This window comes from Hydrogenophaga sp. L99 (assembly GCF_058731905.1).
Genome location: NZ_CM178972.1, coordinates 3,355,624 through 3,377,134, shown reverse-complemented (window position 1 = coordinate 3,377,134; position 21,511 = coordinate 3,355,624). Strand labels below are relative to the sequence as shown.

Annotated in this window: 23 protein-coding genes, 1 tRNA gene and 1 pseudogene; 9 read left to right on the top strand and 16 right to left on the bottom strand. The window is 63.0% G+C overall.

All coding sequences use genetic code 11. The annotated features are described in order from the left end of the window. Nucleotides 1-30 precede the first annotated feature (30 nt). The 5 genes from atpA to AC4QBL_RS16035 all read left to right on the top strand — a co-directional run bounded on the left by atpA (nucleotide 31) and on the right by AC4QBL_RS16035 (nucleotide 5,157). Nucleotides 31-1,587 carry a F0F1 ATP synthase subunit alpha gene (atpA, locus tag AC4QBL_RS16055; protein WP_472900145.1) on the top strand — a complete coding sequence of 519 codons (1,557 nt, stop codon included), beginning with the start codon at nucleotides 31-33 and terminating at the stop codon, nucleotides 1,585-1,587. Nucleotides 1,588-1,618: 31 nt separating this feature from the next. Beyond that, nucleotides 1,619-2,485 carry a F0F1 ATP synthase subunit gamma gene (atpG, locus tag AC4QBL_RS16050; RefSeq protein WP_472900146.1) on the top strand — a complete coding sequence of 289 codons (867 nt, stop codon included), beginning with the start codon at nucleotides 1,619-1,621 and terminating at the stop codon, nucleotides 2,483-2,485. A 38-nt stretch (nucleotides 2,486-2,523) separates the two neighbouring features. Then, nucleotides 2,524-3,930, top strand: coding sequence for a F0F1 ATP synthase subunit beta (gene atpD / locus AC4QBL_RS16045; protein ID WP_439112167.1), 1,407 nt, complete (start codon nucleotides 2,524-2,526; stop codon nucleotides 3,928-3,930). A gap of 122 nt (nucleotides 3,931-4,052) precedes the next feature. Next, on the top strand, nucleotides 4,053-4,469 hold the full coding sequence (locus AC4QBL_RS16040) for a F0F1 ATP synthase subunit epsilon (protein WP_304829076.1): 417 nt from the start codon (nucleotides 4,053-4,055) through the stop codon (nucleotides 4,467-4,469). Nucleotides 4,470-4,587: 118 nt separating this feature from the next. Continuing rightward, on the top strand, nucleotides 4,588-5,157 hold the full coding sequence (locus tag AC4QBL_RS16035; RefSeq protein ID WP_472900147.1) for a Crp/Fnr family transcriptional regulator: 570 nt from the start codon (nucleotides 4,588-4,590) through the stop codon (nucleotides 5,155-5,157). Nucleotides 5,158-5,172: 15 nt separating this feature from the next. Here AC4QBL_RS16035 and AC4QBL_RS16030 read toward each other — a convergent pair whose 3' ends face one another. The 3 genes from AC4QBL_RS16030 to AC4QBL_RS16020 are packed head-to-tail and all read right to left on the bottom strand — an operon-like array spanning nucleotide 5,173 to nucleotide 7,288. Further along, on the bottom strand, nucleotides 5,173-5,700 hold the full coding sequence (locus AC4QBL_RS16030; RefSeq protein WP_472900148.1) for a TPM domain-containing protein: 528 nt from the start codon (nucleotides 5,698-5,700) through the stop codon (nucleotides 5,173-5,175). A gap of 14 nt (nucleotides 5,701-5,714) precedes the next feature. Continuing rightward, a complete protein-coding gene (locus tag AC4QBL_RS16025) occupies nucleotides 5,715-6,677 on the bottom strand; it encodes a TPM domain-containing protein (protein ID WP_472900149.1) in 963 nt (320 codons plus the stop codon). Further along, the gene (locus AC4QBL_RS16020) at nucleotides 6,674-7,288 is read right to left on the bottom strand and encodes a LemA family protein (RefSeq protein ID WP_472900150.1); all 615 of its coding nucleotides are present in this window, start codon (nucleotides 7,286-7,288) and stop codon (nucleotides 6,674-6,676) included. Before AC4QBL_RS16020 ends, AC4QBL_RS16025 begins: the two co-directional genes overlap by 4 nt. 139 nt (nucleotides 7,289-7,427) lie before the next feature. Here AC4QBL_RS16020 and AC4QBL_RS16015 point away from each other — a divergent pair, with 139 nt between their 5' ends. Genes AC4QBL_RS16015 through AC4QBL_RS16005 form a run of 3 tightly spaced genes read left to right on the top strand, consistent with a single transcriptional unit; the run spans nucleotide 7,428 to nucleotide 9,481 of the window. Beyond that, nucleotides 7,428-7,865, top strand: a complete 438-nt coding sequence (locus tag AC4QBL_RS16015; protein WP_472900151.1) for a YybH family protein — start codon at nucleotides 7,428-7,430, stop codon at nucleotides 7,863-7,865. 49 nt (nucleotides 7,866-7,914) lie between these two features. Continuing rightward, nucleotides 7,915-8,898 (top strand): YheT family hydrolase, encoded by a 984-nt coding sequence (locus AC4QBL_RS16010; RefSeq protein ID WP_472900152.1) that lies wholly within the window; start codon nucleotides 7,915-7,917, stop codon nucleotides 8,896-8,898. A 13-nt stretch (nucleotides 8,899-8,911) separates the two neighbouring features. Beyond that, nucleotides 8,912-9,481, top strand: a complete 570-nt coding sequence (locus tag AC4QBL_RS16005) for a DUF2946 family protein (RefSeq protein WP_472900153.1) — start codon at nucleotides 8,912-8,914, stop codon at nucleotides 9,479-9,481. Nucleotides 9,482-9,528: 47 nt separating this feature from the next. Here the strand turns inward: AC4QBL_RS16005 and AC4QBL_RS16000 are convergent, their stop codons facing one another. Continuing rightward, nucleotides 9,529-10,398, bottom strand: a complete 870-nt coding sequence (locus AC4QBL_RS16000) for a c-type cytochrome (protein WP_472908138.1) — start codon at nucleotides 10,396-10,398, stop codon at nucleotides 9,529-9,531. Nucleotides 10,399-10,725: 327 nt separating this feature from the next. Between AC4QBL_RS16000 and AC4QBL_RS15995 the strand changes: the two genes are divergently transcribed. Further along, nucleotides 10,726-10,801 (top strand) — tRNA-Arg (locus AC4QBL_RS15995). Nucleotides 10,802-11,524: 723 nt separating this feature from the next. Here the strand turns inward: AC4QBL_RS15995 and catC are convergent. From catC to AC4QBL_RS15935, 12 genes and pseudogenes are all read right to left on the bottom strand, one after another. Further along, nucleotides 11,525-11,803 (bottom strand): muconolactone Delta-isomerase, encoded by a 279-nt coding sequence (catC, locus tag AC4QBL_RS15990; RefSeq protein WP_472908137.1) that lies wholly within the window; start codon nucleotides 11,801-11,803, stop codon nucleotides 11,525-11,527. A 15-nt stretch (nucleotides 11,804-11,818) separates the two neighbouring features. Next, complete coding sequence (pcaD, locus tag AC4QBL_RS15985; protein ID WP_472908136.1) at nucleotides 11,819-12,646, bottom strand: 3-oxoadipate enol-lactonase; 828 nt, start codon at nucleotides 12,644-12,646, stop codon at nucleotides 11,819-11,821. Nucleotides 12,647-12,658: 12 nt separating this feature from the next. Continuing rightward, the gene (gene pcaF, locus AC4QBL_RS15980) at nucleotides 12,659-13,864 is read right to left on the bottom strand and encodes a 3-oxoadipyl-CoA thiolase (protein ID WP_472908135.1); all 1,206 of its coding nucleotides are present in this window, start codon (nucleotides 13,862-13,864) and stop codon (nucleotides 12,659-12,661) included. A 23-nt stretch (nucleotides 13,865-13,887) separates the two neighbouring features. Beyond that, a complete protein-coding gene (locus AC4QBL_RS15975) occupies nucleotides 13,888-14,556 on the bottom strand; it encodes a 3-oxoacid CoA-transferase subunit B (RefSeq protein ID WP_472908134.1) in 669 nt (222 codons plus the stop codon). 133 nt (nucleotides 14,557-14,689) lie between these two features. Further along, entirely contained in the window at nucleotides 14,690-15,391 is a 702-nt protein-coding gene (locus AC4QBL_RS15970; RefSeq protein ID WP_472908133.1) for a 3-oxoacid CoA-transferase subunit A, read from the bottom strand. 48 nt (nucleotides 15,392-15,439) lie between these two features. Continuing rightward, nucleotides 15,440-16,759, bottom strand: a complete 1,320-nt coding sequence (locus AC4QBL_RS15965; RefSeq protein ID WP_472908132.1) for an MFS transporter — start codon at nucleotides 16,757-16,759, stop codon at nucleotides 15,440-15,442. A gap of 27 nt (nucleotides 16,760-16,786) precedes the next feature. Continuing rightward, the gene (gene benD / locus AC4QBL_RS15960; RefSeq protein ID WP_472908131.1) at nucleotides 16,787-17,581 is read right to left on the bottom strand and encodes a benzoate diol dehydrogenase BenD; all 795 of its coding nucleotides are present in this window, start codon (nucleotides 17,579-17,581) and stop codon (nucleotides 16,787-16,789) included. After that, nucleotides 17,578-18,600, bottom strand: a complete 1,023-nt coding sequence (gene benC / locus AC4QBL_RS15955; RefSeq protein WP_472908130.1) for a benzoate 1,2-dioxygenase electron transfer component BenC — start codon at nucleotides 18,598-18,600, stop codon at nucleotides 17,578-17,580. Before benC ends, benD begins: the two co-directional genes overlap by 4 nt. A gap of 168 nt (nucleotides 18,601-18,768) precedes the next feature. Then, nucleotides 18,769-18,969, bottom strand: a pseudogene (locus AC4QBL_RS15950) (aromatic-ring-hydroxylating dioxygenase subunit beta); the annotation flags it as partial. A gap of 26 nt (nucleotides 18,970-18,995) precedes the next feature. Next, nucleotides 18,996-20,072, bottom strand: coding sequence for an IS3 family transposase (locus AC4QBL_RS15945; protein ID WP_472900372.1), 1,077 nt, complete (start codon nucleotides 20,070-20,072; stop codon nucleotides 18,996-18,998). Then, nucleotides 20,069-20,500 carry a transposase gene (locus tag AC4QBL_RS15940; protein WP_492131604.1) on the bottom strand — a complete coding sequence of 144 codons (432 nt, stop codon included), beginning with the start codon at nucleotides 20,498-20,500 and terminating at the stop codon, nucleotides 20,069-20,071. Before AC4QBL_RS15940 ends, AC4QBL_RS15945 begins: the two co-directional genes overlap by 4 nt. Nucleotides 20,501-20,507: 7 nt before the next feature. Next, nucleotides 20,508-21,491 carry an alpha/beta hydrolase gene (locus AC4QBL_RS15935; protein WP_472907319.1) on the bottom strand — a complete coding sequence of 328 codons (984 nt, stop codon included), beginning with the start codon at nucleotides 21,489-21,491 and terminating at the stop codon, nucleotides 20,508-20,510. Between the last annotated feature and the right edge of the window lie 20 nt (nucleotides 21,492-21,511).

The following is a 21,511-nucleotide window of genomic DNA, read 5'->3' as shown; positions in this document are numbered from 1 at the left end:
CATCACATTTAACGAAAGAAGGAAAGAGTCATGCAACTCAATCCCGCCGAAATCTCTGAACTGATCAAGTCCCGCATTGAGGGACTGGCCGCATCGACCGATGTGCGCAACCAGGGCACCGTGGTGTCGGTGACCGACGGTATCGTCCGCGTCCACGGCCTGTCCGATGTGATGCAGGGCGAAATGCTGGAATTCCCGGCCAACAAAGACGGCGTGCCGTCCTTTGGTCTGGCGCTGAACCTCGAGCGCGACTCCGTCGGCTGCGTGATTCTGGGTGAATACGAGCACATCTCCGAAGGCGAAACCGTGAAGTGCACGGGCCGCATTCTGGAAGTGCCGGTCGGTCCCGAGCTGATTGGCCGCGTGGTCAATGCCTTGGGCGCTCCGATCGACGGCAAAGGCCCGATCAACGCCAAAATGACCGACGTGATCGAAAAGGTTGCGCCCGGTGTGATCGCCCGTAAATCGGTGGACCAGCCGGTGCAGACCGGCTTGAAGTCGATCGACTCGATGGTGCCCGTGGGCCGTGGTCAGCGCGAGCTGATCATTGGCGACCGCCAGACCGGTAAAACGGCTGTGGCTATCGACGCCATCATCAACCAAAAGGGTCAAAACATGACCTGCGTTTACGTCGCGATTGGCCAAAAGGCGTCGTCGATCAAGAACGTGGTGCGTGCCCTGGAGCAAGCCGGCGCGATGGACTACACCATTGTCGTTGCTGCTTCGGCCTCTGAATCTGCTGCTATGCAGTACCTGTCGGCCTACTCTGGCTGCACGATGGGCGAGTACTTCCGCGACCGTGGTCAGGACGCCCTGATCGTGTACGACGATCTGTCCAAGCAGGCCGTGGCCTACCGTCAGGTGTCGTTGTTGCTGCGCCGCCCACCAGGCCGCGAAGCCTATCCTGGCGACGTGTTCTATCTCCACAGCCGTTTGCTGGAACGCGCTGCTCGCGTGAACGCCGACTACGTCGAAGCCTTCACCAAGGGTGAAGTCAAAGGCAAGACCGGTTCGCTGACCGCGCTGCCTATCATTGAAACGCAAGCCGGTGACGTGTCTGCGTTCGTGCCAACCAACGTGATCTCGATCACCGACGGCCAGATCTTCCTGGAAACCAGCCTGTTCAACGCCGGTATCCGCCCCGCCATCAACGCCGGTATCTCGGTGTCGCGCGTCGGTGGTGCTGCCCAGACCAAGCTGATCAAGAACCTGTCCGGTGGTATTCGTACCGACTTGGCACAGTACCGTGAACTGGCTGCGTTTGCGCAGTTCGCCTCCGATCTGGACGAAGCCACCCGCAAGCAGCTCGACCGCGGTGCCCGCGTGACCGAGTTGCTGAAGCAAGCTCAGTACAGCCCGCAGTCGATCGGTCTGATGGCGTCCACGCTGTTTGCCGTGAACAAGGGTTTCATGGACGACATCGAAGTCAAGAAAATCTTGGCCTTCGAAAACGGCCTGCACGCGTTCTTGAAGGACAAGCACGTGGCCCTGCTGACCAAGCTGGAAGCCGACAAGGCCATGGACAAGGACGCTGAAGCCCAGATGGCGGCCGCCATTGCCGAGTTCAAGAAAACCGGCACGTACTGATCCGGCCCATTGACCCGATAAAGGAGCAGCAATGGCAGCAGGCAAGGAAATACGCGGCAAGATCAAATCGGTGGAAAACACCAAGAAGATCACCAAAGCCATGGAGATGGTCGCCGCCTCCAAAATGCGCAAGGCGCAGGAACGCATGCGTGCGGCCCGGCCTTACGCCGAGAAAGTGCGCCAGATCACTGGCAACCTGAGCCGGGCCAATCCGGAGTATGCGCACGCGTTCATGCAGACCAACAACGCCAAGACCGCTGGTTTTGTCGTTGTGACCACCGACAAGGGTTTGTGTGGCGGTCTCAACACCAACGTGTTGCGTGCCGTGACCAACCAGCTCAAGGACTTGCAGGCGCAAGGCGTGGGCGCGGAGGCCGTGGCCATTGGCAACAAAGGGCTGGGCTTTCTCAACCGCATCAACGCGAAGGTCGTGTCCAGCGTGACAGGCCTGGGCGACACGCCCCACCTGGACAAGCTGATTGGCCCCGTCAAGGTGTTGCTCGACGCGTACACCGAAGGCCGCGTTAATGCGGTCTACCTCTGCTACACCAAGTTCATCAACACGATGAAGCAGGAGTCGGTCATTGAGCAGCTGTTGCCCCTGAACGCCGGTGAGTTGCAGGACAACGCGGGTGGCCGCGACTGGGACTATGTGTACGAGCCCGATGCACCTGCCGTGATCGACGAGCTGCTGCTGCGCTACGTTGAAGCACAGGTGTACCAAGCGGTTGCAGAAAACATGGCCTCGGAGCAGTCCGCTCGCATGGTCGCCATGAAGGCGGCTACCGACAACGCGGGTAGCGTCATCGGCGAACTCAAGCTGGTCTACAACAAGACCCGTCAAGCTGCGATCACGAAAGAACTTTCGGAAATCGTGGCCGGTGCTGCAGCGGTTTGACGTTCAACAGAATTCAGAGAAATTAAAAGGTATCCATCATGTCTCAAGTACAAGGCAAGATTGTTCAGTGCATCGGCGCCGTCGTGGACGTGGAGTTTCCGCGCAACGAGATGCCGCGCGTTTACGACGCTCTGAAAATGGAAGGCTCCGCCCTGACGCTGGAAGTCCAGCAACAGCTGGGCGACGGCGTGGTGCGCACGATTGCGTTGGGTTCGTCTGACGGTCTGCGCCGCGGCATGCTGGTGACCAACACCCACGCGAACATCACCGTGCCCGTGGGCAAGGCCACGTTGGGCCGCATCATGGACGTGCTGGGCGCACCGATCGACGAGCGTGGTCCGGTGGACCAGACGCTGACGGCACCCATTCACCGCAAGGCCCCGGCTTATGACGATCTGTCGCCTTCGCAGGAACTGCTGGAAACCGGCATCAAAGTGATTGACCTGATCTGCCCGTTCGCCAAAGGCGGCAAGGTGGGTCTGTTCGGTGGCGCCGGTGTGGGCAAGACCGTGAACATGATGGAACTCATCAACAACATCGCCAAGGCCCACAGCGGTCTGTCCGTGTTCGCTGGTGTGGGTGAGCGTACCCGTGAGGGCAACGACTTCTATCACGAGATGGCCGATTCTGGCGTGGTGAACCTGGAGAACCTGGGTGAGTCCAAAGTGGCTATGGTGTACGGCCAGATGAACGAGCCTCCAGGAAACCGCCTGCGCGTTGCGCTGACCGGTTTGACCATTGCAGAGTCATTTCGCGACGAAGGCCGTGACGTGCTGTTCTTCGTGGACAATATTTACCGCTACACGCTGGCCGGTACCGAAGTGTCCGCACTGCTGGGCCGTATGCCTTCCGCCGTGGGCTATCAGCCCACGCTGGCCGAAGAAATGGGCCGCCTGCAGGAGCGTATTACGTCCACCAAAGTCGGTTCGATCACTTCCATTCAGGCCGTTTACGTGCCAGCCGATGACTTGACCGATCCGTCTCCTGCTACCACCTTCGCCCACCTGGATTCCACTGTGGTGCTGTCGCGTGACATTGCATCGCTGGGTATCTACCCCGCTGTGGATCCACTGGACTCCACCAGCCGCCAGCTGGACCCGCTGGTTGTCGGTCAGGAGCACTACGAAACTGCCCGCGCCGTGCAGAATACCCTGCAGCGCTACAAAGAACTGCGCGACATCATCGCCATTCTGGGTATGGACGAACTGGCACCTGAAGACAAGCTGGCCGTGGCCCGTGCCCGGAAAATCCAGCGTTTCCTGTCGCAGCCGTTCCACGTGGCCGAGGTGTTTACCGGTTCCCCGGGCAAGTACGTGCCGCTGTCTGAAACCATCCGCGGTTTCAAGATGATCACCGCTGGTGAGTGCGATCACCTGCCGGAGCAGTCGTTCTACATGGTTGGCTCGATCGACGAAGCGTTTGAGAAGGCCAAAAAAGTCGCCTAAAGCGGTCTGATCGGACATCCGGTTGGCTCGGAGGGTGAAAGGGTTCAAACCCAAGTTTCTCGCCCCATGACCAGCCGGACTTCCCTAGATTCGCTTGAACCCGACTTTTTACAGGAGTACATATGAGCACCATTCGCGTCGATGTAGTCAGCGCTGAAGAGTCCATCTTTTCTGGCGATGCCAAGTTCGTGGCGTTGCCGGGCGAAGCTGGTGAGCTGGGCATCTTGCCTGGCCACATTCCGCTGATCACCCGGATCAAGCCCGGTGCTGTACGCATCGAAAAGGCCGATGGCGGTGAAGAATTTGTGTTTGTGGCGGGCGGCATTCTTGAAGTGCAGCCCCACCACATCACCGTGCTGTCTGACACCGCTATCCGTGGCAAGGACTTGGACGAGGCCAAAGCTTCTGATGCACGCAAGCAGGCTGAAGAAGCGGTGAAGAACGCCAAGAGCGATATTGACTTGGCGAAAGCCACGTCTGAGCTTGCGGTCATGGCTGCACAGATTGCTGCCTTGCGCAAGTACCGCCAGAAGAAGTGAGCAGCCCACTGCTGCTCAGCTAGAAGATACCGGCCCTGTGGCCGGTTTTTTTATGCCTGAATTGGCTGTTTGCTAACAGCGCTCAAGCGCTCGGGTATGCTGGCCGCAGGAGGAACGTATGTCGTCTATTTCGGAAAATCCAGAACTGTCCTCCGAAGAGGTTGCAGCGCAATTGTTGGTCACTTCGTCCGCGCTGAACGAACTGACGCTGCCTGACGCGGTCAGGGTGGTGGCCTATATGCGACCACGCTGGATCTCTGCTGGCACTGTTTTCATACGTGAGGGAGAGGTTGAGCAAAACGACTACATGCTGTTGGTACTCGATGGCGATATCGCCGTGGAAACCGAGATTCCCAACCTGGATGAAGGCATGGTGCTCAACGTCATTGGAGCGGGCCATTTGATCGGTGAAATGGGTTTGCTCGACGGCGCGCCACGATCTGCCACCTGCACAGCGAGCACCGATGTGGTGGCAGCGGTGCTGACGCGTACTGAGCTGATGGCGTTGTTAAGAGACGAGCCCGAATTGGCCGCTAGATTGTTGATGGCCATTTCCAAACGCATGGCAGACCGGATGCGGGATATGACAAAAAAGCTCAACACCTTTGCACAAATGAACAAGGCACTTCAAGAGGAACTGCAGGCTGCCATCAGCAGTCACAAAAAAAGACCCAAGAGCGCAGCGTGACTTGACCCTCTTGCACTAGCAGCGAACCACGCAATCAGGCAGTTCATTGAGGATGGGTGTCTCCGCTGCAGAAGGAAAGTGTTCCACCAGCAAGGCCGACACCTCTTCCAGTGCCTGCGTCAAACCTGTTTCAAAGTCACCACCCTGCAAGCTGTGACCCAGTCGGTCAACGATGGCTTGCCACTGGGCCGGGCTGACACGGCGTGCCAAAGTCCGGTCGGCCACGAATTCGATCGCGTGTTCCGCCAGTAGCAGGTAAATGAGCACACCGTTGTTTTGCTCGGTGTCCCACACACGCAGCTTTCCAAACCAGCCGAGTGCGCGTTCCCTGACCACGTTGCGCAGAGGTCGCTGGTCAGAGACATTCCAAAGGTCTGAGAAAGGCAGGGCAGCCTCTACGCAAAGACGCACCTCACCGGTGTGTCGTGTCTCACTGGCTGCTACGCGGCGCGCGAGTCTTTCAGCCAGGTCGTCCGGGACTGCGCGCAGTGTGTCAGAGCGGTCCAGCCACTGGTGTTGAAGAATGCGGACAAATTTGTTCATGCCGTGTTGTGCCGTTACCAGCCGCCCGATGCGCCGCCGCCGCCAAAGTTGCCCCCGCCACCCGAACCAAAGCCGCCCCCACCCCCAAAGCCGCCGCCTCCACGAAATCCACCCCCGTTGCTTCCACCCCAAGAACCTCCGCGGCCACTGCGACCGGTTGCTGGAAGGTGCGGGACGAACTGCATGAAAAGCCCTGCCAGCATGCCCAGCATACCGGCGCCAACAGCGATCCAGAACACGGACGTGATGGCCCAGGCCAAACCGCCCGCGCCCACGCCGGTCAGCAGCACACCCAATTTGTTGCCGAAAATGCTTCGAAGCACCGACGAAATGATGGGTACGGCAAAGACCAGAAAAATAAGCAGATCCATCCATTCAAAATCACCGCCGCCCCCAGAGGTTGTGGCCTCTGGCAGCGGCAGTGCTTCGCCCCGGATGCGGGCCAGAATCTGATCTACGCCCGCGTGGATGCCGCCTGCGTAATCGCCTGCGCGAAACGCGGGCGTGACGGCCTGGTCCAGGATTCGGCGCGCCATAAGGTCGGGGATGGCGCCCTCGAGCGTCTTGGCTGTGGCAATGCGCAAACGCCGGTCGTCCCTGGCGATCACAAACAGCACGCCGTCGCCCACGTCCTTGCGCCCGATCTTCCAAGCATCACCGAGGCGCTGGGTGTAGTCGGCGATGTCTTCCGGTGTGGTCGTCGCCACCATCAACACCACCACCTGTGAGCCTCTTTCCGCTTCAAAGGCCGCGAGCTTGGCTTCAAGCGACGCCAGGCTGGCAGCATCCAGGGTGCCAGTCTGATCCATCACGCGGGCGCTGAGCTCGGGTAAGGGCTGCAGCCCTTGGGCCAGGGTGCCAAAAGACAGCAGCAACGCCAGCAAGCCCAGAATGAGCGAACGGATTGACAGCCGTCGAGCCAATCCTGGCAGGGCCGATCGGCCCAGGCATGGCTTGGCTGCCCAGGCGGCTTTCATGGCTTGTTGAAGTCCACGGTGGGTGGGGTCGAAATGGCGGCTTCGTTTTCAACCTGGAAGTTGGCTTTGGGCGCGTAGCTGAACACCATGGCGGTCAGGTTGGTCGGGAAGCTGCGGGTGAGCACGTTGTATTCCTGAATGGTCTGGATATAGCGGTTGCGTGCCACGGTGATGCGGTTTTCGGTGCCTTCCAGCTGAACGCGCAGATCGCTGAAGCCCTGGTTGGCCTTGAGGTTGGGGTACTGCTCGACCACCACCATCAGCCGGCTGAGCGCGCTGCTCACTTCCCCTTGTGCCGCCTGAAATTTCTGCATGGCGGCCGGATCGTTGACCATCTCGGGTGTCATTTGGATCGAGGTGGCTTTGGAGCGTGCCTCAATCACCTTGGTCAGCGTGTCCTGCTCAAAACTGGCCTCGCCTTTCACGGTGGCGACGATGTTGGGGATCAGGTCAGCCCGCCGCTGGTATTGGTTCAACACCTCAGACCAAGCCGACTTGCTTTGCTCGTCCAGCCGCTGAAAGTCGTTGTAGCCGCAGCCCGTGAGGCTGACGGCCAGCAGCAGGCCGCTGATCCAGTAAAAGAGACGGGTGACGGCTGTGGATGTGCGCATGGGGGAACCTCCGCTGGCCCGGTAGGCCGCTTGAAAAACAAATAGGTAGAAGTCAACAAAAAATACTATACCCGCCACCGCGCCGCCTGAACGAGCGAGGTGTGCAGCAGGTCGGGTGTGCAGGCGTCAAAATACAGGCATGCGCAAACCGAAACTGCCCCTGGGCACCCCTGACGACACCGAACACGCGTTTTACGACGCTTTGCAGCACGCCGATATTGAGCGCTTGATGGCCTGTTGGGTCGACGAGGATGACATCGTCTGCGTGCATCCTGGCGGCCCGCGGCTGGTAGGTCACGCGGCGGTGCGTGCCGCTTTTGAGGCCATGTTTGCCAATGGCAGCGTACAGGCATTCCCTGAAAAAGTGCGCAGGCTGGACGCTGGACCGTGCAGTGTGCACAGCGTGGTGGAGCGTGTAGCCGTGATGAGTGACGACGGTATGCAGCACGCCTGGGTGGTTGCAACCAATGTCTACGCCAAGACCGCACAGGGTTGGCGCATGGTGGCCCACCATGCCAGCCCGGGCACACGCACCGAGCCGGTTGAGGTGCTGACGGCCCAGCCCGTGCTGCATTGACGCGCCGGTTGTGCAAACCATAAGCGACCAAGCCCGGGCCGTTGAGGGTATGAACTATCAGGCGCCCTGGTGGTTGCCTGGTGGCAACCTGCAAACCCTGTGGGCAGCGCTTGCCAGCCGGCGCCATTTTGGTCCGGCGCCGGCGTGGCAGCGCAGCCGCTGGACCACGCCCGATGGCGACTTTATTGACGTGGACCAGGCCACACACGCCAGCGCGCCGCAAGCGCCCTTGCTGGTGCTGTTTCACGGGCTTGAAGGCTCGTCGGGCAGCCACTACGCCATGGCGTTCGCCGACTTTGCCGCCACCCAAGGCATTGCTTTTGCCGTGCCCCACTTTCGAGGCTGTTCGGGTGAGCTCAACCACGCACCACGGGCCTACCATTCAGGTGATTTCACCGAAATCGACTGGGTGCTGGCTCGCTTTGCACGTGAAAACCCTGGCCGCCCGCTGGTCGCCGTGGGGGTTTCGCTGGGAGGCAATGCCTTGCTGCGTTGGGCAGGCGAAGCTGGGGAGGCTGCGGGTGAGCGGGTTCGCGCCGTGGCCGCCGTCTGCTCACCGCTTGACTTGGCCGCAGGTGGCCATGCCATTGGCCGTGGATTCAACCGGCAGGTGTACACCCGCGTGTTTCTTTCCACCATGGTCCCCAAGGCCCTCAAAAAGCTGGAACAGCACCCCGGTCTGTTTGACCGAGAAGCCCTTCTGGCAGCGCGCGATCTCTACGAATTTGACAACCTGTTCACCGCGCCACTACATGGCTTTCGCAACACCGACGATTACTGGGCGCGTGCGTCTGCCAAGCCGGTGCTGCACCGCATACGCGTGCCCGCGCTGGCACTGAACGCCCTGAACGACCCCTTCGTTCCAGCGCCATCCTTGCCTTCCGCGCAACACGTCGGCCCCTGTGTGACGCTGTGGCAGCCAACCCAGGGCGGACATGTGGGCTTTCCCTGCTCGGCTGGGCCCCTGGGTGTTCCGGGGCATGTGCGCACCATGCCCGAATCGGTCGGGCGCTGGCTGCTCGCGCACACCTGAAAAGGAGATTCACATGGACGATATCGTCAAAGCCGCCATGGCCAAATGGCCTAACGTGCCGCATTGTTACGGTTGGCTCGGGCTCGACGCGCGGGGCCAATGGTTCATGCGGGATGACGCCACCCAGGCTGCAGGCCCCTTTGCCTGCGAACCCGGCGAACCTTGCAAATCAGCCAAAGGCTCCCTGCTTTTGCACGAAAAACTGATCGAATTCATACACCGCAACTACAGCCGCGATGCTGGCGGGTGCTGGTTCTTTCAAAATGGTCCACAGCGGGTCTACGTCGAGCTGGAAAACACGCCTTACATCTGGCGCCTTCAGCCCGGCGGCGCTGTACTGGCCCATACGGGTCAGCCGGCTGGACGCGTGAAAGCTTGCGCGGTCGATGAACTGGGGCGGCTGTACCTGCAAACCGAACTCGGTTGGGGTCTGGTGCATACCAGCGACATGGTGCAGGCCGCAGATGCGGTCGAAGCGGGAAGCTGGAGTCCGCAAGACATACAGTCGAAGGACCTGCCCTTGATGGGTGCCTTTGTCAGGAGCCCGCAGCGGATGGCCCAAAGCGCACAGACAGCCATTTGAGCAAAAAAAAGCCGGACGCTGTCCGGCTTTTTCGCAGCTGAGGTGAATTACTTCACCGAAGCCAGCATGTACTCAACAGATGCCTTGATATCAGCATCAGAAGCCGCGGAACCGCCTTTGGGTGGCATGGCTCCCTTGCCTTTGATCACGCTGGCCGTCAGGCCGTCAACGCCCAAAGCCAGACGAGGTGCCCAGGCGGCCTTGTCGCCAAACTTGGGTGCGCCCGCCACGCCGGCCACATGGCACACAGCGCAGGCTTGCTTGTAAAGCGCTTCACCAGCACCCGCGGAAACCGTGGCCGATGCAGGCACGGCTGCTGCAGCTGCAACAGGCGCTGCGGCTACAACGGCGGCAGGGGCTTCCACCGCAGGGGCAGGGGCAGCGGCGGCGGAAGCCGCTGGGGCTGCAGCTTCTGCCGCTGGCGCTGGCGCTGCGGGCTCGGCAAACTTGCCACCACCTGCGTTGGCCAAGTGCACCACAGCGCGACCTAATTCCACGTCGCTGAAAGCGCCGCCAGCTTGCGAACCCATGGCTCCCTTGCCCTGCAGCACCGAGGCCAGCAAAGCGTCGTAACCCGTTGCCACGCGGGCAGCCCATGCACCGGTATCGCCAAACTTGGGCGCGCCAGCCAGACCAGCGTCGTGACAGGCGGCACATTGCGCCTTGTAAACCGCGTCGCCAGCTTGCAGTGGACGGTTGGCGTCACGCAGTTCAACCGAGCCCACGCGCTGGATTCGCATGGCAGTAGCCAGCTCTGGGTCCACGGCGCCAGCGGCAGGCTTGTCGCCTGAGGTGACGACGTAAACCAAACCAATGATGATAAAAATGGGAGCCACAAAGGAGAAGAAAGACGTCCACAACAGCTGTGCGGGTGTCTTGATCGGGCCGGTGTGAGATTCGTGCGCGTGATCGCTCATGGTGTCCTCAAGGGGTGGCGGAACGGGGCCAAGATGGGAAATGGCAGGCCTGCACGGGTTGGGCAGACAGCCCGCGATTATAGTCAAGCGCCCCCTGCGCTGGCCTTGCTTGGAGGGGTAGCTGATAGAATCGCGTCTTGCACCGCGCATCCACGAAACTTGGTGTTGGGGCCTAAAGCCGATCAACATCGACACGAGAGGGTCCGTATCGACTATCGGTCCCAAAACAGCATGCCGCTGTAGCTCAGTGGATAGAGTATTGGCCTCTGAAGCCTTTAGGCATTCGAGATGCGGCGCAGAATTTGAGTATTGGTCTTTTGACAGCATGCGGCTGTAGCTCAGTGGATAGAGTATTGGCCTCCGAAGCCAAGGGTCGTGGGTTCGATCCCCGCCAGCCGCACCAAAATCAATGACTTACGTGGGTTTTCCGTGGCCCACGCGACAGTCGAAAACTTGCCATCAGCCTCACCTAGCTCAAAATTTGGGCTACGCAATGTACGGGGCCGATGGTCACAGCAGCTCTGACCTTTTGGCTATGGCCCACCTGTGGCCCACGCGTGGCCCACCGACTCTGTCCTTAAACTCGCCGACGGTCTTTTTTGACTGTAGGTCTGGAGCCCGACTCGCTTCTTTTCTGTGATCGATAGCCACTAGCGAAGAAGCCTTGCCGTCAGGAAAATTTGATGTCAATTCGTAGCGAAAAAACAACTTAAATCCATTTGGGCAAGCTGCAGTTGATCAAATTCGACGGTTATTCGTGGGATGACCACCCTTTCGTGAACGGAAGGAGGCCCCGCCAGGAACCAACACAGATGGCTATGCGGTAGTGAACGAAAGCCCGCCGAGGGCTGTGTGCGCATGCGCACCTTGGGACAATTCCGTCTGCAGGGTGCGCAATGGGTGCCAAATGCGGGAAAAAAGGTCCTTCAAACGCGCAAACCGGCCCCCTGGATGGCGCTTTGCGCGACCGCAATAGACCCTATCGACGGAAACTGACTCATTGCACTGATGGCGGTCGTTTCGGCGTGGGGTATTTCAGCAGCCTGTCAGGTCAGCGCCATGGCTGAGCTGGGTAGCCCCAGGACGGTTGGCAGGGCCAAGGTTCGACGGTGAATGGCCCCGGGGACTAGACGATGGACGAGGGATGCTTGGCCAGCGGCGTGACCGTGATCTTCATGAACGGGAACAGCGGCAGGTTGCTCAAGGTGTTGTGCAGCTCGTCGTTGCTCTCCACGTCGAACACGCTGTAATTGGCGTACTCGCCCACCACGCGCCAGAGGTGAGGCCACTTGCCGGCGCTCTGCAATTGCTGCGAGTAGGCCTTCTCCTCGGCCTTGATGCGTGCGGCCTCTTCCGGTGCGAGCGTGGATGGAATGTTGACGACCATGTGAACCAGGTAAAGCATGGGATGTCCTTTTGGTCAGGCAGAGAGCCTTGAGGTGGAAAGAAAACGAAGTACGGCCTGGTTGAACGCCTTGGGCGCTTCCAGGTTGGACAGATGGGACGCTGACACCACAGCCAACTCCGCACCGGCAATGCCCATCTGCATGGTCTGGGCATCGGCAACGGTTGTGACCGGGTCCGATGCGCCCGCCAAAAGCAGTGTGGGAAGGGTGATACGGCCGAGGTCCTCGCGCAGGTCCGATGTGGCCAGGGCCTCGCAGCAAGCGGCATAGCCCTGCGGCGCGATGCCGGCGATCCAGGCCTGCGCCCGTTGCACGGCGACAGGTTGCGAATAGACAAAATCCGCGCTGAACCACCGGCCAGGGGACGATGCGGCCAGGGCCTGCATGCTGGCCTGGCCGCCTTCGCGGACCATCGTCGCCCGGTCGTTCCATCCCTGCGGCGTACCGATTTTGGCGGCACTGTTGCACACGGCGATGGCGTTGAAGCGGCTGCCGGCATGGATGCCCAGCCACAGGCCGGTGTGGCCCCCCATCGAAATACCGCAGAACGCGGCGCGTGCGATGTCCAGTGCGTCCAGCACGGCAAGAACGTCCTGGCCCAGGTCGGCGAAGCTGTAGGGGCCTGGCGTCACCGGACTGCCGCCGTGGCCGCGGGTGTCGTACCGGATCAGCCGGTGGTGTTCGGAGAACGCGTCCACCTGCGGGTCCCACATCTCAAGTGGGGTACCCAGCGAGTTGGACAGGATGAGCGCCGGTGCGTCGGCATCGCCGTCGACCGTGACGCGGAATGTGCCACGCGCTGTGGTCAGCGGCACGGGTGACGAAGGCTTGGCATGTGGCATGTCCGGTCTCCTTCAAACACGTTCGATGATCAGTGCGATGCCCTGACCCACGCCGATGCACATGGTGCACAGCGCGTAGCGCCCGCCGGTGCGGTGCAGTTGAGCCACGGCGGTGGTCACCAGCCGCGCGCCGCTGGCGCCCAGCGGGTGGCCCAGGGCGATGGCACCGCCTTGCGGGTTCACGCGTGCGTCGTCGTCGGCCAGGCCCAGTTGGCGCAGCACGGCCAGTCCCTGAGAGGCGAAGGCTTCGTTCAACTCGATCACGTCCATCTGCGCCAGCGTGAGCCCGGTCTGCGCCAGCACCTTCAGCGTGGCCGGTGCGGGGCCGATGCCCATGATGCGCGGTGCGACACCGGCCGTGGCCATGCCCACCACCCGGGCGCGGGGCGTGAGCCCGTGGCGCTCGGCGGCCGCAGCGCTGGCCAGCAGCACGGCGCAGGCACCGTCGTTCACACCGCTGGCGTTGCCGGCCGTCACGCTGCCGCCCGGGCGCACCACGGGTTTGAGCTTGGCCAGCGCTTCCAGCGTGGTCTCGCGCGGGTGTTCGTCCACTGTCACATGCACCGCATCGCCCTTGCGCTGCGGCACGGCCACCGGCACGATTTCGGCGGCAAAGTAGCCGGCCTTCTGCGCGGCCGCGGCCTTGGCCTGGCTGCGCCAGGCGAAGAGGTCCTGGTCTTCGCGCGACACCTGGAAGTCGTCCGCCACGTTCTCGGCCGTCTCGGGCATAGCGTCCACGCCGTGCAGCGCTTTCATCTTGGGGTTGACCAGGCGCCAGCCAATGGTGGTGTCCTGGATGGAATTGCTGCGCGAGAACGCCGACTCGGCCTTGGGCACGACGAAGGGCGCGCGGCTCATGCTCTCCACACCGCCCGCGACCATCAGGCCCGTCTCGCCCGACTTGATGGCGCGCGCCGCGATGCCGATGGCGTCCATGCCCGAGCCGCACAGCCGGTTGACGGTGGTGCCCGGCACCTCCAGCGGCAGGCCGGCCAGCAGCAATGACATGCGCGCCACGTTGCGGTTGTCTTCGCCGGCCTGGTTGGCGCAGCCGAAGATCACATCGTCGACCGCGCGCCAGTCCACGCCCGGGTTGCGCTCGGCCAGGGCCTTGAGCACCACAGCGCCCAGGTCGTCGGGCCGCACGGACGACAGCGCGCCGCCGTACTTGCCGAAGGGGGTGCGCACGGCGTCGCAGATGAAAATGGATTCGCTCATGGGGTATCTCGCAGTGGCAAAAGTCATGGCGCAGCAGGCGCAGCGTCGGCAATAGGCAAGCCGACGATGCCTTCCAGTGCCTCGAGGCTCAGGCCCTCGACGGCATCCACCAATTGCAGGCCGTGCGCTGTGCAGGCGAAGGTGGCCAGGTCGGTGTAGATGCGCTTGACGCAGGCCAGGCCGGTCAGCGGGTAGGTGCAGCGATCGACGATCTTGCTGGCGCCCTGCTTGGTCAGCAGGTCCATCATCACCCAGGTCTGCTTGGCACCGATGGCCAGGTCCATGGCCCCGCCGACGGCGGGAATCGCGCCCGGCTCGCCGGTGCTCCAGTTGGCCAGGTCGCCCGTGGCCGAGACCTGGAAGGCGCCCAGCACGCAGATGTCCAGGTGCCCGCCGCGCATCATCGAAAAGCTGTCGGCGTGGTGGAAATACGCGCCGCCGGGCAGCAGCGTGACCGGCTGCTTGCCGGCGTTGATCAGGTCGTAGTCTTCGCTGCCCGCAGCGGGCGCGGCGCCCATGCCCAGGATGCCGTTCTCGCTGTGCAGGATCACCTCGCGGCCTGCTGGCAGGTGGTTGGCCACCAGCGTGGGCTGGCCAATGCCCAGATTGACGACGGCGCCGTCGAAGATGTCCAGCGCCACGCGCGCGGCGAGCTGGTCCTTGGTGCGACGTGGGTAGATGGCAGCGGTCATGGCAGAACTCCGAAAGCGGGCGAAATCAGTTCCAGGAACACCGCGGAACCGGCTTTGCCGGGCCGCTGGTGTTGCCCCCGGCAGGGGGTTGGCGAAGCGACACGAAGTGCGCGAAGACTGGGGGTGAGCTTCATCACGCTGCTTTCTTGAAACCGCCGGCCTGGGTGGCCACGCGGTCGATGCGGACGATCTTGCTGACGAAGATGCCGGGCGTGACGATGGTCTCCGGGTCCAGTGCGCCCAGCTCCACGATGTCATGCACGGTGGCGATGGTGCGACGCGCGGCCATGGCCATCACCGGGCCGAAGTTGCGCGCGGCCTTGCGGAAGACCAGGTTGCCCCAGCGGTCACCCGCCTCGGCTTTGATCAGCGCCACGTCGCCATGGATGGGGTACTCCAGCACGTACTGCTTGCCGTCGATCTCACGCGTCTCGCGGTCGCCGGCCAGTTCGGTGCCAAAGCCCGTGGGGCAGAAGAACGCGCCGATGCCGGCGCCCGCCGCGCGGATGCGCTCGGCCAGGTTGCCTTGCGGCACCAGTTCCAGCTCCAGCTTGCCGGCACGGTACAGGCCGTCGAACACCTGGCTGTCGGCCTGGCGCGGAAAGCTGCAGATGATCTTGCGCACGCGGCCGGCCTGCAGCAGCGCGGCCAGGCCCACGTCGGCGTTGCCGGCGTTGTTGTTGACGACGGTGAGGTCCTTCGCGCCCTGAGCGATGAGGCCGTCGATGAGTTCGTTGGGAATGCCGGCCGTGCCGAAGCCGCCGATCAGGACGGTGGCCCCGTCCTGGATGCCGGCCAGGGCGTCGGCGACCGATGGAGCGATCTTGTTGATCATGAGAAAGTCTCTAGGGGGAAATGATGGCGTTGCATCGACGTGACCGCGTCACTTGGCGGCTGCTGGGACGCCCGGCACCACAGCGCCAACTGCGCTGTGCGCCTGCGCTGCACGGTTGTGGCGAATGCAGAACACCGCCATCGCCGCAATCACCGCCGGCAAGGCGATGGCCATGAAGTTGCGTTCCAGCGGTAGCGCCATGGCCACGAGGCTACCGATGACGATGGGCGCGAGAATGGCGCCGCTGCGGCCGACGCCCGAGGCCCAGCCAATGCCGGTGGAGCGCACCGCCATCGGGTAGTACTGGCCCACATAGGCGTAGGTCACGATCTGCGTGCCGATGGTCGAAGCCCCTGCCAGACCGACCAGAACGAACAGCACCGACGTGGGCACCGGGTAGCCGAGCAGGCTGATGGACAGCGCTGCCAGCAGGTACATGCCGACCAGCACGTGCTTGATGTGGAAGCGGTCGGCCAGCCAGCCACCGCCGATGGCACCCACCATGCCGCCGAAATTCAGCACGAGAACGAAGGTCAGTGCCGAGCCCAGCGTGTAGCCGGCGCCCGCCATCAGCTTGGTGAGCCATGAGCTGAGCGCGTAGACCATGAACAGGCACATGAAGAATGCCACCCAGAACATGATGGTGCTGAACCCCCGGCCATCCTGGAACAGCTTGCCGATGGGTGCGCTGGTGTCACGGTCCTGCTGTGGCAGGTCGAACGAATCGCCCGGCTGCAGCTGAGCCTTCTGCCCGGTCTTGATCAGGTAGGGCATGGACTCGGGCATGGACTTGAGGATCACCGGGATCAGCAAGACCGGCAGGGCCGCAGCCAGGAACACAGACTGCCAGCCGTGACTCTCGATCAGGCCCTTGCCCACCACCGCCGCCAACATGCCGCCCACCGCATAGCCGCTGAACATCAGCGTGACCATGGTGCTGCGGATCTTGCGCGGCGAGTACTCGGTCATCTGCGCGACCACGTTCGGCATCACGCCGCCGATGCCGAGGCCAGCCAGGAAGCGCATCACGCTGAAGGTCACCGGGTCGCTGGTGAGGCCCGCCGCTGCCGTAAACACGCTGAACAGCGCAATGCAAATGGCGATGGCGCGGCGGCGGCCAATCTTGTCGGCAATCGTGCCGAGAAAGATCGCGCCAAACATCATGCCGAACAGCGCCGAGCTGACCATGAAACCCGCGTTGGTCGGGCTCACGCCCATCTCTTTCATGATCGACGGCAACGCGATGCCGGCGACCGCGAGGTCATAGCCGTCGAAGATGATGATCAGCGCGCACCAGAGCAGGACGCCCCGGTGAAAGCCGTTGAATTTGGCTTCGTCCGCCAGCTTGTGCAGGTCGATGTGTCTCATGTTTGTCACGTGTGGGGTGTCGTGGGATCAGCCGAGGTCGCCGCCGGCCACCGGCAGCACGGTTCCCGTGATATAGCTCGATTCGTCGGACGCCAGGAATAGGATCGGGGCCACCTGCTCGTCCAGCGTGCCGTAGCGTTTGAAGAAAGTGGACTCGGTCACCTGCTGCACAGCCTCGGCCATCCAGGCCTGTTCCTGCGCGTTGTCGCCAGCGGGATTGCGTGGCGTGCGGCGCGGTGGCGCACTGGTGCCGCCCGGCGCGGTTGCGGCGACGCGGATGTTGTGCTGCGCGTACTCCATCGCCAGCGAATACGTCAGCGCGTTGACGCCGCCCTTGGCCGCCGAGTACGGCACCCGGTGGATGCCGCGCGTGGCATTGGACGACACATTGACGATGGTGCCGCCGCCGCGCGCCAAGAGGTGCGGCAGCGCTGCATGGCAGGCGTACAGCGTGGGCATCAGCGAGCGGCGAATCTCCGCGTCGATCTGCGCCGGCTCGAACTCGGCGAAGGGCCGCATGCGGATCGCACCGCCGACGCCGTTGACCACGATGTCGATGCCGCCGAAGGTCTGTGCGGCAAAAGCCATGGCGGCGTGCGCACCCTCGTAGGTCTCGAGATCGGCCACGAAGCCCGCCGTGCGACCGTCGGCCGCCACCTCGTGCGCGATCTCCTGTGCCACCTCGGCGACGAAGTCCGCGCGATCGACCAGCACCACCTTACCGCCCTCGGCGGCTACACCCTGCGCCACGCCGCGTCCGATGCCCTGGGCCGCGCCGGTGACCAGAACCACCTTGCCTTCAAATCGTTGTGTCGTTCTCATGCTGTCACCGTTGTTGGGTTGGGTGTGAACTTCTCGTAATGGAAGCTGGCCGGCGCAAGGCCCTCGGCCTTGAAGTACTTCTGCACCGCGTCCACCATCGGCGGCGGGCCACACAGGTACACATCGACATTCCCGGCGTGCAGCACCTGCGGGGGCATGTGCTGCGTCACGTAGCCCTGCTGCGGGTGCGTGGTCTGCGGGTCGGCCACGCAGGTGGCGTAGGTGAAGCCGGTAATGCGGCGGGCGTAGTCGGCCAGCCGGTCCACCATCACCAGGTCCTGGTCGCGTGTGACGCCATAGATCAGGTGCACGGGCTGCTTGAGGTCCTGGGCGGCCAGCACTTCGAGCATGGACAGGAACGGCGCCAAGCCCGTGCCACCCGCCAGAAACAGCAGCGGCCGCGTGACGGCGCGCAGGTAGAAGCTGCCCAGCGGGCCGGTCATCTGCAGCGGCTGGCCAGCGGCAGTGGACCCGAGCCAGCCGCTCATCAGCCCACCGGGCACCTGCTTGATCATGAAGGTCATGCGGCGGCTGCCCGGCGCCGAGCTGAACGAATACGAGCGGTGCTGGCCGCTGCCCGGCACGCCGATGTTGACGTACTGGCCGGGCAGGAACACCGGCGCCTCGGTCGGGCTGTCGAGCACCAGCTCGTAGGCCGCGTCGGCGAACGTCGTCACCTCACCGACCACGGCTGCGATCTGCGCGGTGCCGGTCTTGCAGGCGGTGGATGGCACAGGCACCGCGATCACGCAATCCGACGTGGGAATCATCTGGCAGGTCAGCACCAGGCCTTCGGCCGCTTCGTCGGCCGTCAGCGCCTCGTCGATGTAGTCGTCGCCCAGGTCGTAGCTGCCGGTCTCGGCGCGGCACTTGCAGGTGCCGCACACGCCGTCGGAGCAATCCATGGGCAGGTTGATGCGGTTGCGAAACGCGGCATCAAGCACCTTCTCGTTGGCGCCGCAGTCGACGAAGCGGGTCACACCGTCTTCGAAGTTCAGCGCAATGCGGTAGTGGTTCATCGTGTGTCTCCTTTTGCTTGTTCGTGCATCTCAGTTTTCCATGGCGCCGGAGCGCCATCCGCGACGCATGAAACAACGCCAACCGGGGGCAACGCCGGGCTGGCTTTGCCAGACGGCCAGTGCCGCCCCCTGGGCGGTGACGCGAAGCGGCGCGGGGGGCGTTTCACTTCAGAGGTGGTAGATGTCCACGACCTGGCTGATGTAGTCATCCTTCAGCACGACCTTCTTGCGGGCGAACAGGTAGCCCGCTTCGCCGCCCTTGCGCAGCGTGGCGAAGATGGTGCCGAAGTAGTGGTCGGTCTTTTTGTAGCGGTGGCTCAGCGTATGGAAGTTGTAGCGAACGTCCACCTCGTCACCGGAAGTTGTCAAGCTAGTTGTCGCCTGAGGTTGTCAAATCAAGCTGCCTTCTGATCGGACTCCTTGGTTTGTGGGCTGTCTGGGTTTAGGTGAACCTCGTCGATGAAGGTCCAGTTGCGGGTGTTTCCTGACCAACGCGCTGGATGTTGTTGCCTGGCTTTTTCATAGACCGCAGCACGTGCGTGCAGCAAAGCTTCATCGGTCTGTGCATGGCGCTGCGCGGGGGTCACGAAGCTGATTGCACTGTGCCTGTGCTGCTCGTTGTACCAGTGCACCAGCTCGGTCACCCAGCGCCTGGCCTGCATCAGATCGGCAAACGGCTTGAGCGGCAGCTGCGGGCGGTACTTCAAGGTCTTGAACAGCGATTCGGCGTATGGGTTGTCGTTGCTCACCGCGGGGCGGCTGCGGCTGTGTGCCACGCCCAAGCGCTGCATGGTGGCCAGCATCGTTTCGCCCTTCATCGGACTGCCGTTGTCCGAATGCACTGTGACCTGATCCGCACCAACGCCCTGGCGCCGACAGATGTCCTCCAGCAGCGCTGCAGCCCGCTCGGCGCTCTCGCAATCGAAGACCTGCCAGCCCACCACCTTGCGGCTGAAGATGTCCACGAACAGGTACAGGTAGAAGAACAGGCCGCGCACCTGGGTGGGCAAGTAGGTGATGTCCCAACAGTAGATCTGGTCGGGCCTTCTCGCCACCAAGGCGCGGGGTTTGCTGCGCTTTTGCGGCACGCGTTCAAGGCGGCGGTGAGCCAGTTGCCCAGCCTGACGCAGCAGCCTGTACAGGGTTGACTCGCTCGCCACGTACATGCCCTTGTCAGCCAGACGGGGCACGATCTGGCTGGGTGGCAGGTCCTTGAACTCCTCACTGTTGAGCACAGCCAGAGCCGCCAGGCGTTCAGCGTCGCTCAGTTTGTTGGGCGGGCAGTTATGACTGCGTTGATCAGGGGTGCGCCTGTCGCCCACATACAGCGCATTTTTTCCAGCATCCACCCAGCGCTGCACAGTGCGTGCGGCCAGCCCGATGATCTCGCAGGCCCTGTGCAAGCGGGCGCCAGCGATGCAAGCTTCGGCGATCAGCTCCAGCACGGTGGCGCGTTGTGCGAGGGTGCTCATGTGTCCTCGCCCTGCGATTTCAGAACCAAGGCCTGGAACTTTTTTTGAAGGATCAGCAAAGCGGCGGCCTCGGCCAGCGCGCGGTCCTTGCGGCGCACCTCGCGCTCCAGCTGGTCGTGCCGGCCTTGCAACTCGCGCAGCGCAGTGTTGGCCAGGCGTTGCTCAGCGGCGCTGGCAGCAGCGGGTTGCGTCGATGCGCAAAAGGCTTCGCGCCACTGGATCAGCTGGTGCTCGAATAAGCCCTTCTCGCGGCACCAGGCGTGCAGCGCCGGCCCCACCAGGGTGTGGCTTTCGTTCAAGGCCAACAGCCGCTGAACAGGGCTCCACTGGGCTGCGGGCGTATCGCTGGGCAGCGTTGGCGCATGCGCCAACGCTGCCCCCACAGGGCGCGATCTCTTGAGCCAGCCCTTGAGCGTTCCCAGTGGCATGTTCAGCTCAGTGGCCACCGATTCCAAGGTGCGCGAGCCGCGCGTGCGGACCTTGCTCAATGCCTGCTCTATGAACTCTGGCGAATGTTGATTCTTTTGCATGTTGTGTCGCTTTGGCGCGGATCATCCGCGTGAAAAGGGAGGCGACAACTAGTCTGACGCAGGGGGCGACCCCCGCCGCATGGGCTTTGTTCGTGGTGCGGATGGCCTCGTCGCGCAGCATTTCGTTGCTGCCGACCTGCAGCAGCAGCGGCGCCAGGCCATCGAAATCCGCGAACAGGGGTGACACCTCGGGATGCGTGTACAGGTAGGGCGACGGCACATACTGGCGACGCAGCACCAGCAGGTCACTCAGGCGGAACATCGGGTCGCGGCCTTCGTTGTCGGACATGCTGTGGCTGTCGAACGTGCAGTCCACGGCGGGTGACAGCAACACAGCGCAAGCCGGTTGCGGGTCGTGGGCCTGGCGTGCGCGGGTCAGCGTGACCAGCGCCAGGCAGCCGCCGGCCGAGTCGCCCATCACCACCAGGCTGTGTGGTGGGCAACCGCTGGCCAGCAGCCAGCGGTAGACGGTCTGGCAGTCGTCTGGCGCGGCGGGAAAGGGGTACTCGGGTGCCAGGCGGTAGTCGGGCACCAATGCGCGGGCACCCAAGAGTCGGCACATGCGGGCGGCAAAAGCCGCATGGGTGTTGGGGAACCGAAAGGCGAACGATCCACCGTGCAAGTAAAGCAGCGTGCGGTCGGGCCGGCTCTCTGGCACGCTGACCCACTCGGCTGCGACGCCGTTGCACTGCACCGCCTCGCGCACCATGCCAGGCTCCACCGGCGCATGCCGGGCATCGAACGCTTCATAGCGCTGGCGCAAGGCTGCCAAGTCAACGTCTTGCCGCAAGCGACCGTGTGAGGCGACGCGCAGCAGCGTTGTGAGCGCCCGGCTGCGCCAACTGGCGGGCCCTTCGATGTGCCGAATGTGTGTCGCTTTGGGGGTCATGTGCGCGCATGGGGCCGGCC

Excerpts from the sequence above, each read along its gene's own strand:
- atpA (WP_472900145.1), top strand. The coding sequence starts at position 31 with ATGCAACTCAATCCCGCCGAAATCTCTGAACTGATCAAGTCCCGCATT.
- atpG (WP_472900146.1), top strand. The coding sequence starts at position 1,619 with ATGGCAGCAGGCAAGGAAATACGCGGCAAGATCAAATCGGTGGAAAAC.
- atpD (WP_439112167.1), top strand. The coding sequence starts at position 2,524 with ATGTCTCAAGTACAAGGCAAGATTGTTCAGTGCATCGGCGCCGTCGTG.
- AC4QBL_RS16040 (WP_304829076.1), top strand. The coding sequence starts at position 4,053 with ATGAGCACCATTCGCGTCGATGTAGTCAGCGCTGAAGAGTCCATCTTT.
- AC4QBL_RS16035 (WP_472900147.1), top strand. The coding sequence starts at position 4,588 with ATGTCGTCTATTTCGGAAAATCCAGAACTGTCCTCCGAAGAGGTTGCA.
- AC4QBL_RS16030 (WP_472900148.1), bottom strand. The coding sequence starts at position 5,700 with ATGAACAAATTTGTCCGCATTCTTCAACACCAGTGGCTGGACCGCTCT.
- AC4QBL_RS16025 (WP_472900149.1), bottom strand. The coding sequence starts at position 6,677 with ATGAAAGCCGCCTGGGCAGCCAAGCCATGCCTGGGCCGATCGGCCCTG.
- AC4QBL_RS16020 (WP_472900150.1), bottom strand. The coding sequence starts at position 7,288 with ATGCGCACATCCACAGCCGTCACCCGTCTCTTTTACTGGATCAGCGGC.
- AC4QBL_RS16015 (WP_472900151.1), top strand. The coding sequence starts at position 7,428 with ATGCGCAAACCGAAACTGCCCCTGGGCACCCCTGACGACACCGAACAC.
- AC4QBL_RS16010 (WP_472900152.1), top strand. The coding sequence starts at position 7,915 with ATGAACTATCAGGCGCCCTGGTGGTTGCCTGGTGGCAACCTGCAAACC.
- AC4QBL_RS16005 (WP_472900153.1), top strand. The coding sequence starts at position 8,912 with ATGGACGATATCGTCAAAGCCGCCATGGCCAAATGGCCTAACGTGCCG.
- AC4QBL_RS16000 (WP_472908138.1), bottom strand. The coding sequence starts at position 10,398 with ATGAGCGATCACGCGCACGAATCTCACACCGGCCCGATCAAGACACCC.
- catC (WP_472908137.1), bottom strand. The coding sequence starts at position 11,803 with ATGCTTTACCTGGTTCACATGGTCGTCAACATTCCATCCACGCTCGCA.
- pcaD (WP_472908136.1), bottom strand. The coding sequence starts at position 12,646 with ATGCCACATGCCAAGCCTTCGTCACCCGTGCCGCTGACCACAGCGCGT.
- pcaF (WP_472908135.1), bottom strand. The coding sequence starts at position 13,864 with ATGAGCGAATCCATTTTCATCTGCGACGCCGTGCGCACCCCCTTCGGC.
- AC4QBL_RS15975 (WP_472908134.1), bottom strand. The coding sequence starts at position 14,556 with ATGACCGCTGCCATCTACCCACGTCGCACCAAGGACCAGCTCGCCGCG.
- AC4QBL_RS15970 (WP_472908133.1), bottom strand. The coding sequence starts at position 15,391 with ATGATCAACAAGATCGCTCCATCGGTCGCCGACGCCCTGGCCGGCATC.
- AC4QBL_RS15965 (WP_472908132.1), bottom strand. The coding sequence starts at position 16,759 with ATGAGACACATCGACCTGCACAAGCTGGCGGACGAAGCCAAATTCAAC.
- benD (WP_472908131.1), bottom strand. The coding sequence starts at position 17,581 with ATGAGAACGACACAACGATTTGAAGGCAAGGTGGTTCTGGTCACCGGC.
- benC (WP_472908130.1), bottom strand. The coding sequence starts at position 18,600 with ATGAACCACTACCGCATTGCGCTGAACTTCGAAGACGGTGTGACCCGC.
- AC4QBL_RS15945 (WP_472900372.1), bottom strand. The coding sequence starts at position 20,072 with ATGAGCACCCTCGCACAACGCGCCACCGTGCTGGAGCTGATCGCCGAA.
- AC4QBL_RS15940 (WP_492131604.1), bottom strand. The coding sequence starts at position 20,500 with ATGCCACTGGGAACGCTCAAGGGCTGGCTCAAGAGATCGCGCCCTGTG.
- AC4QBL_RS15935 (WP_472907319.1), bottom strand. The coding sequence starts at position 21,491 with ATGACCCCCAAAGCGACACACATTCGGCACATCGAAGGGCCCGCCAGT.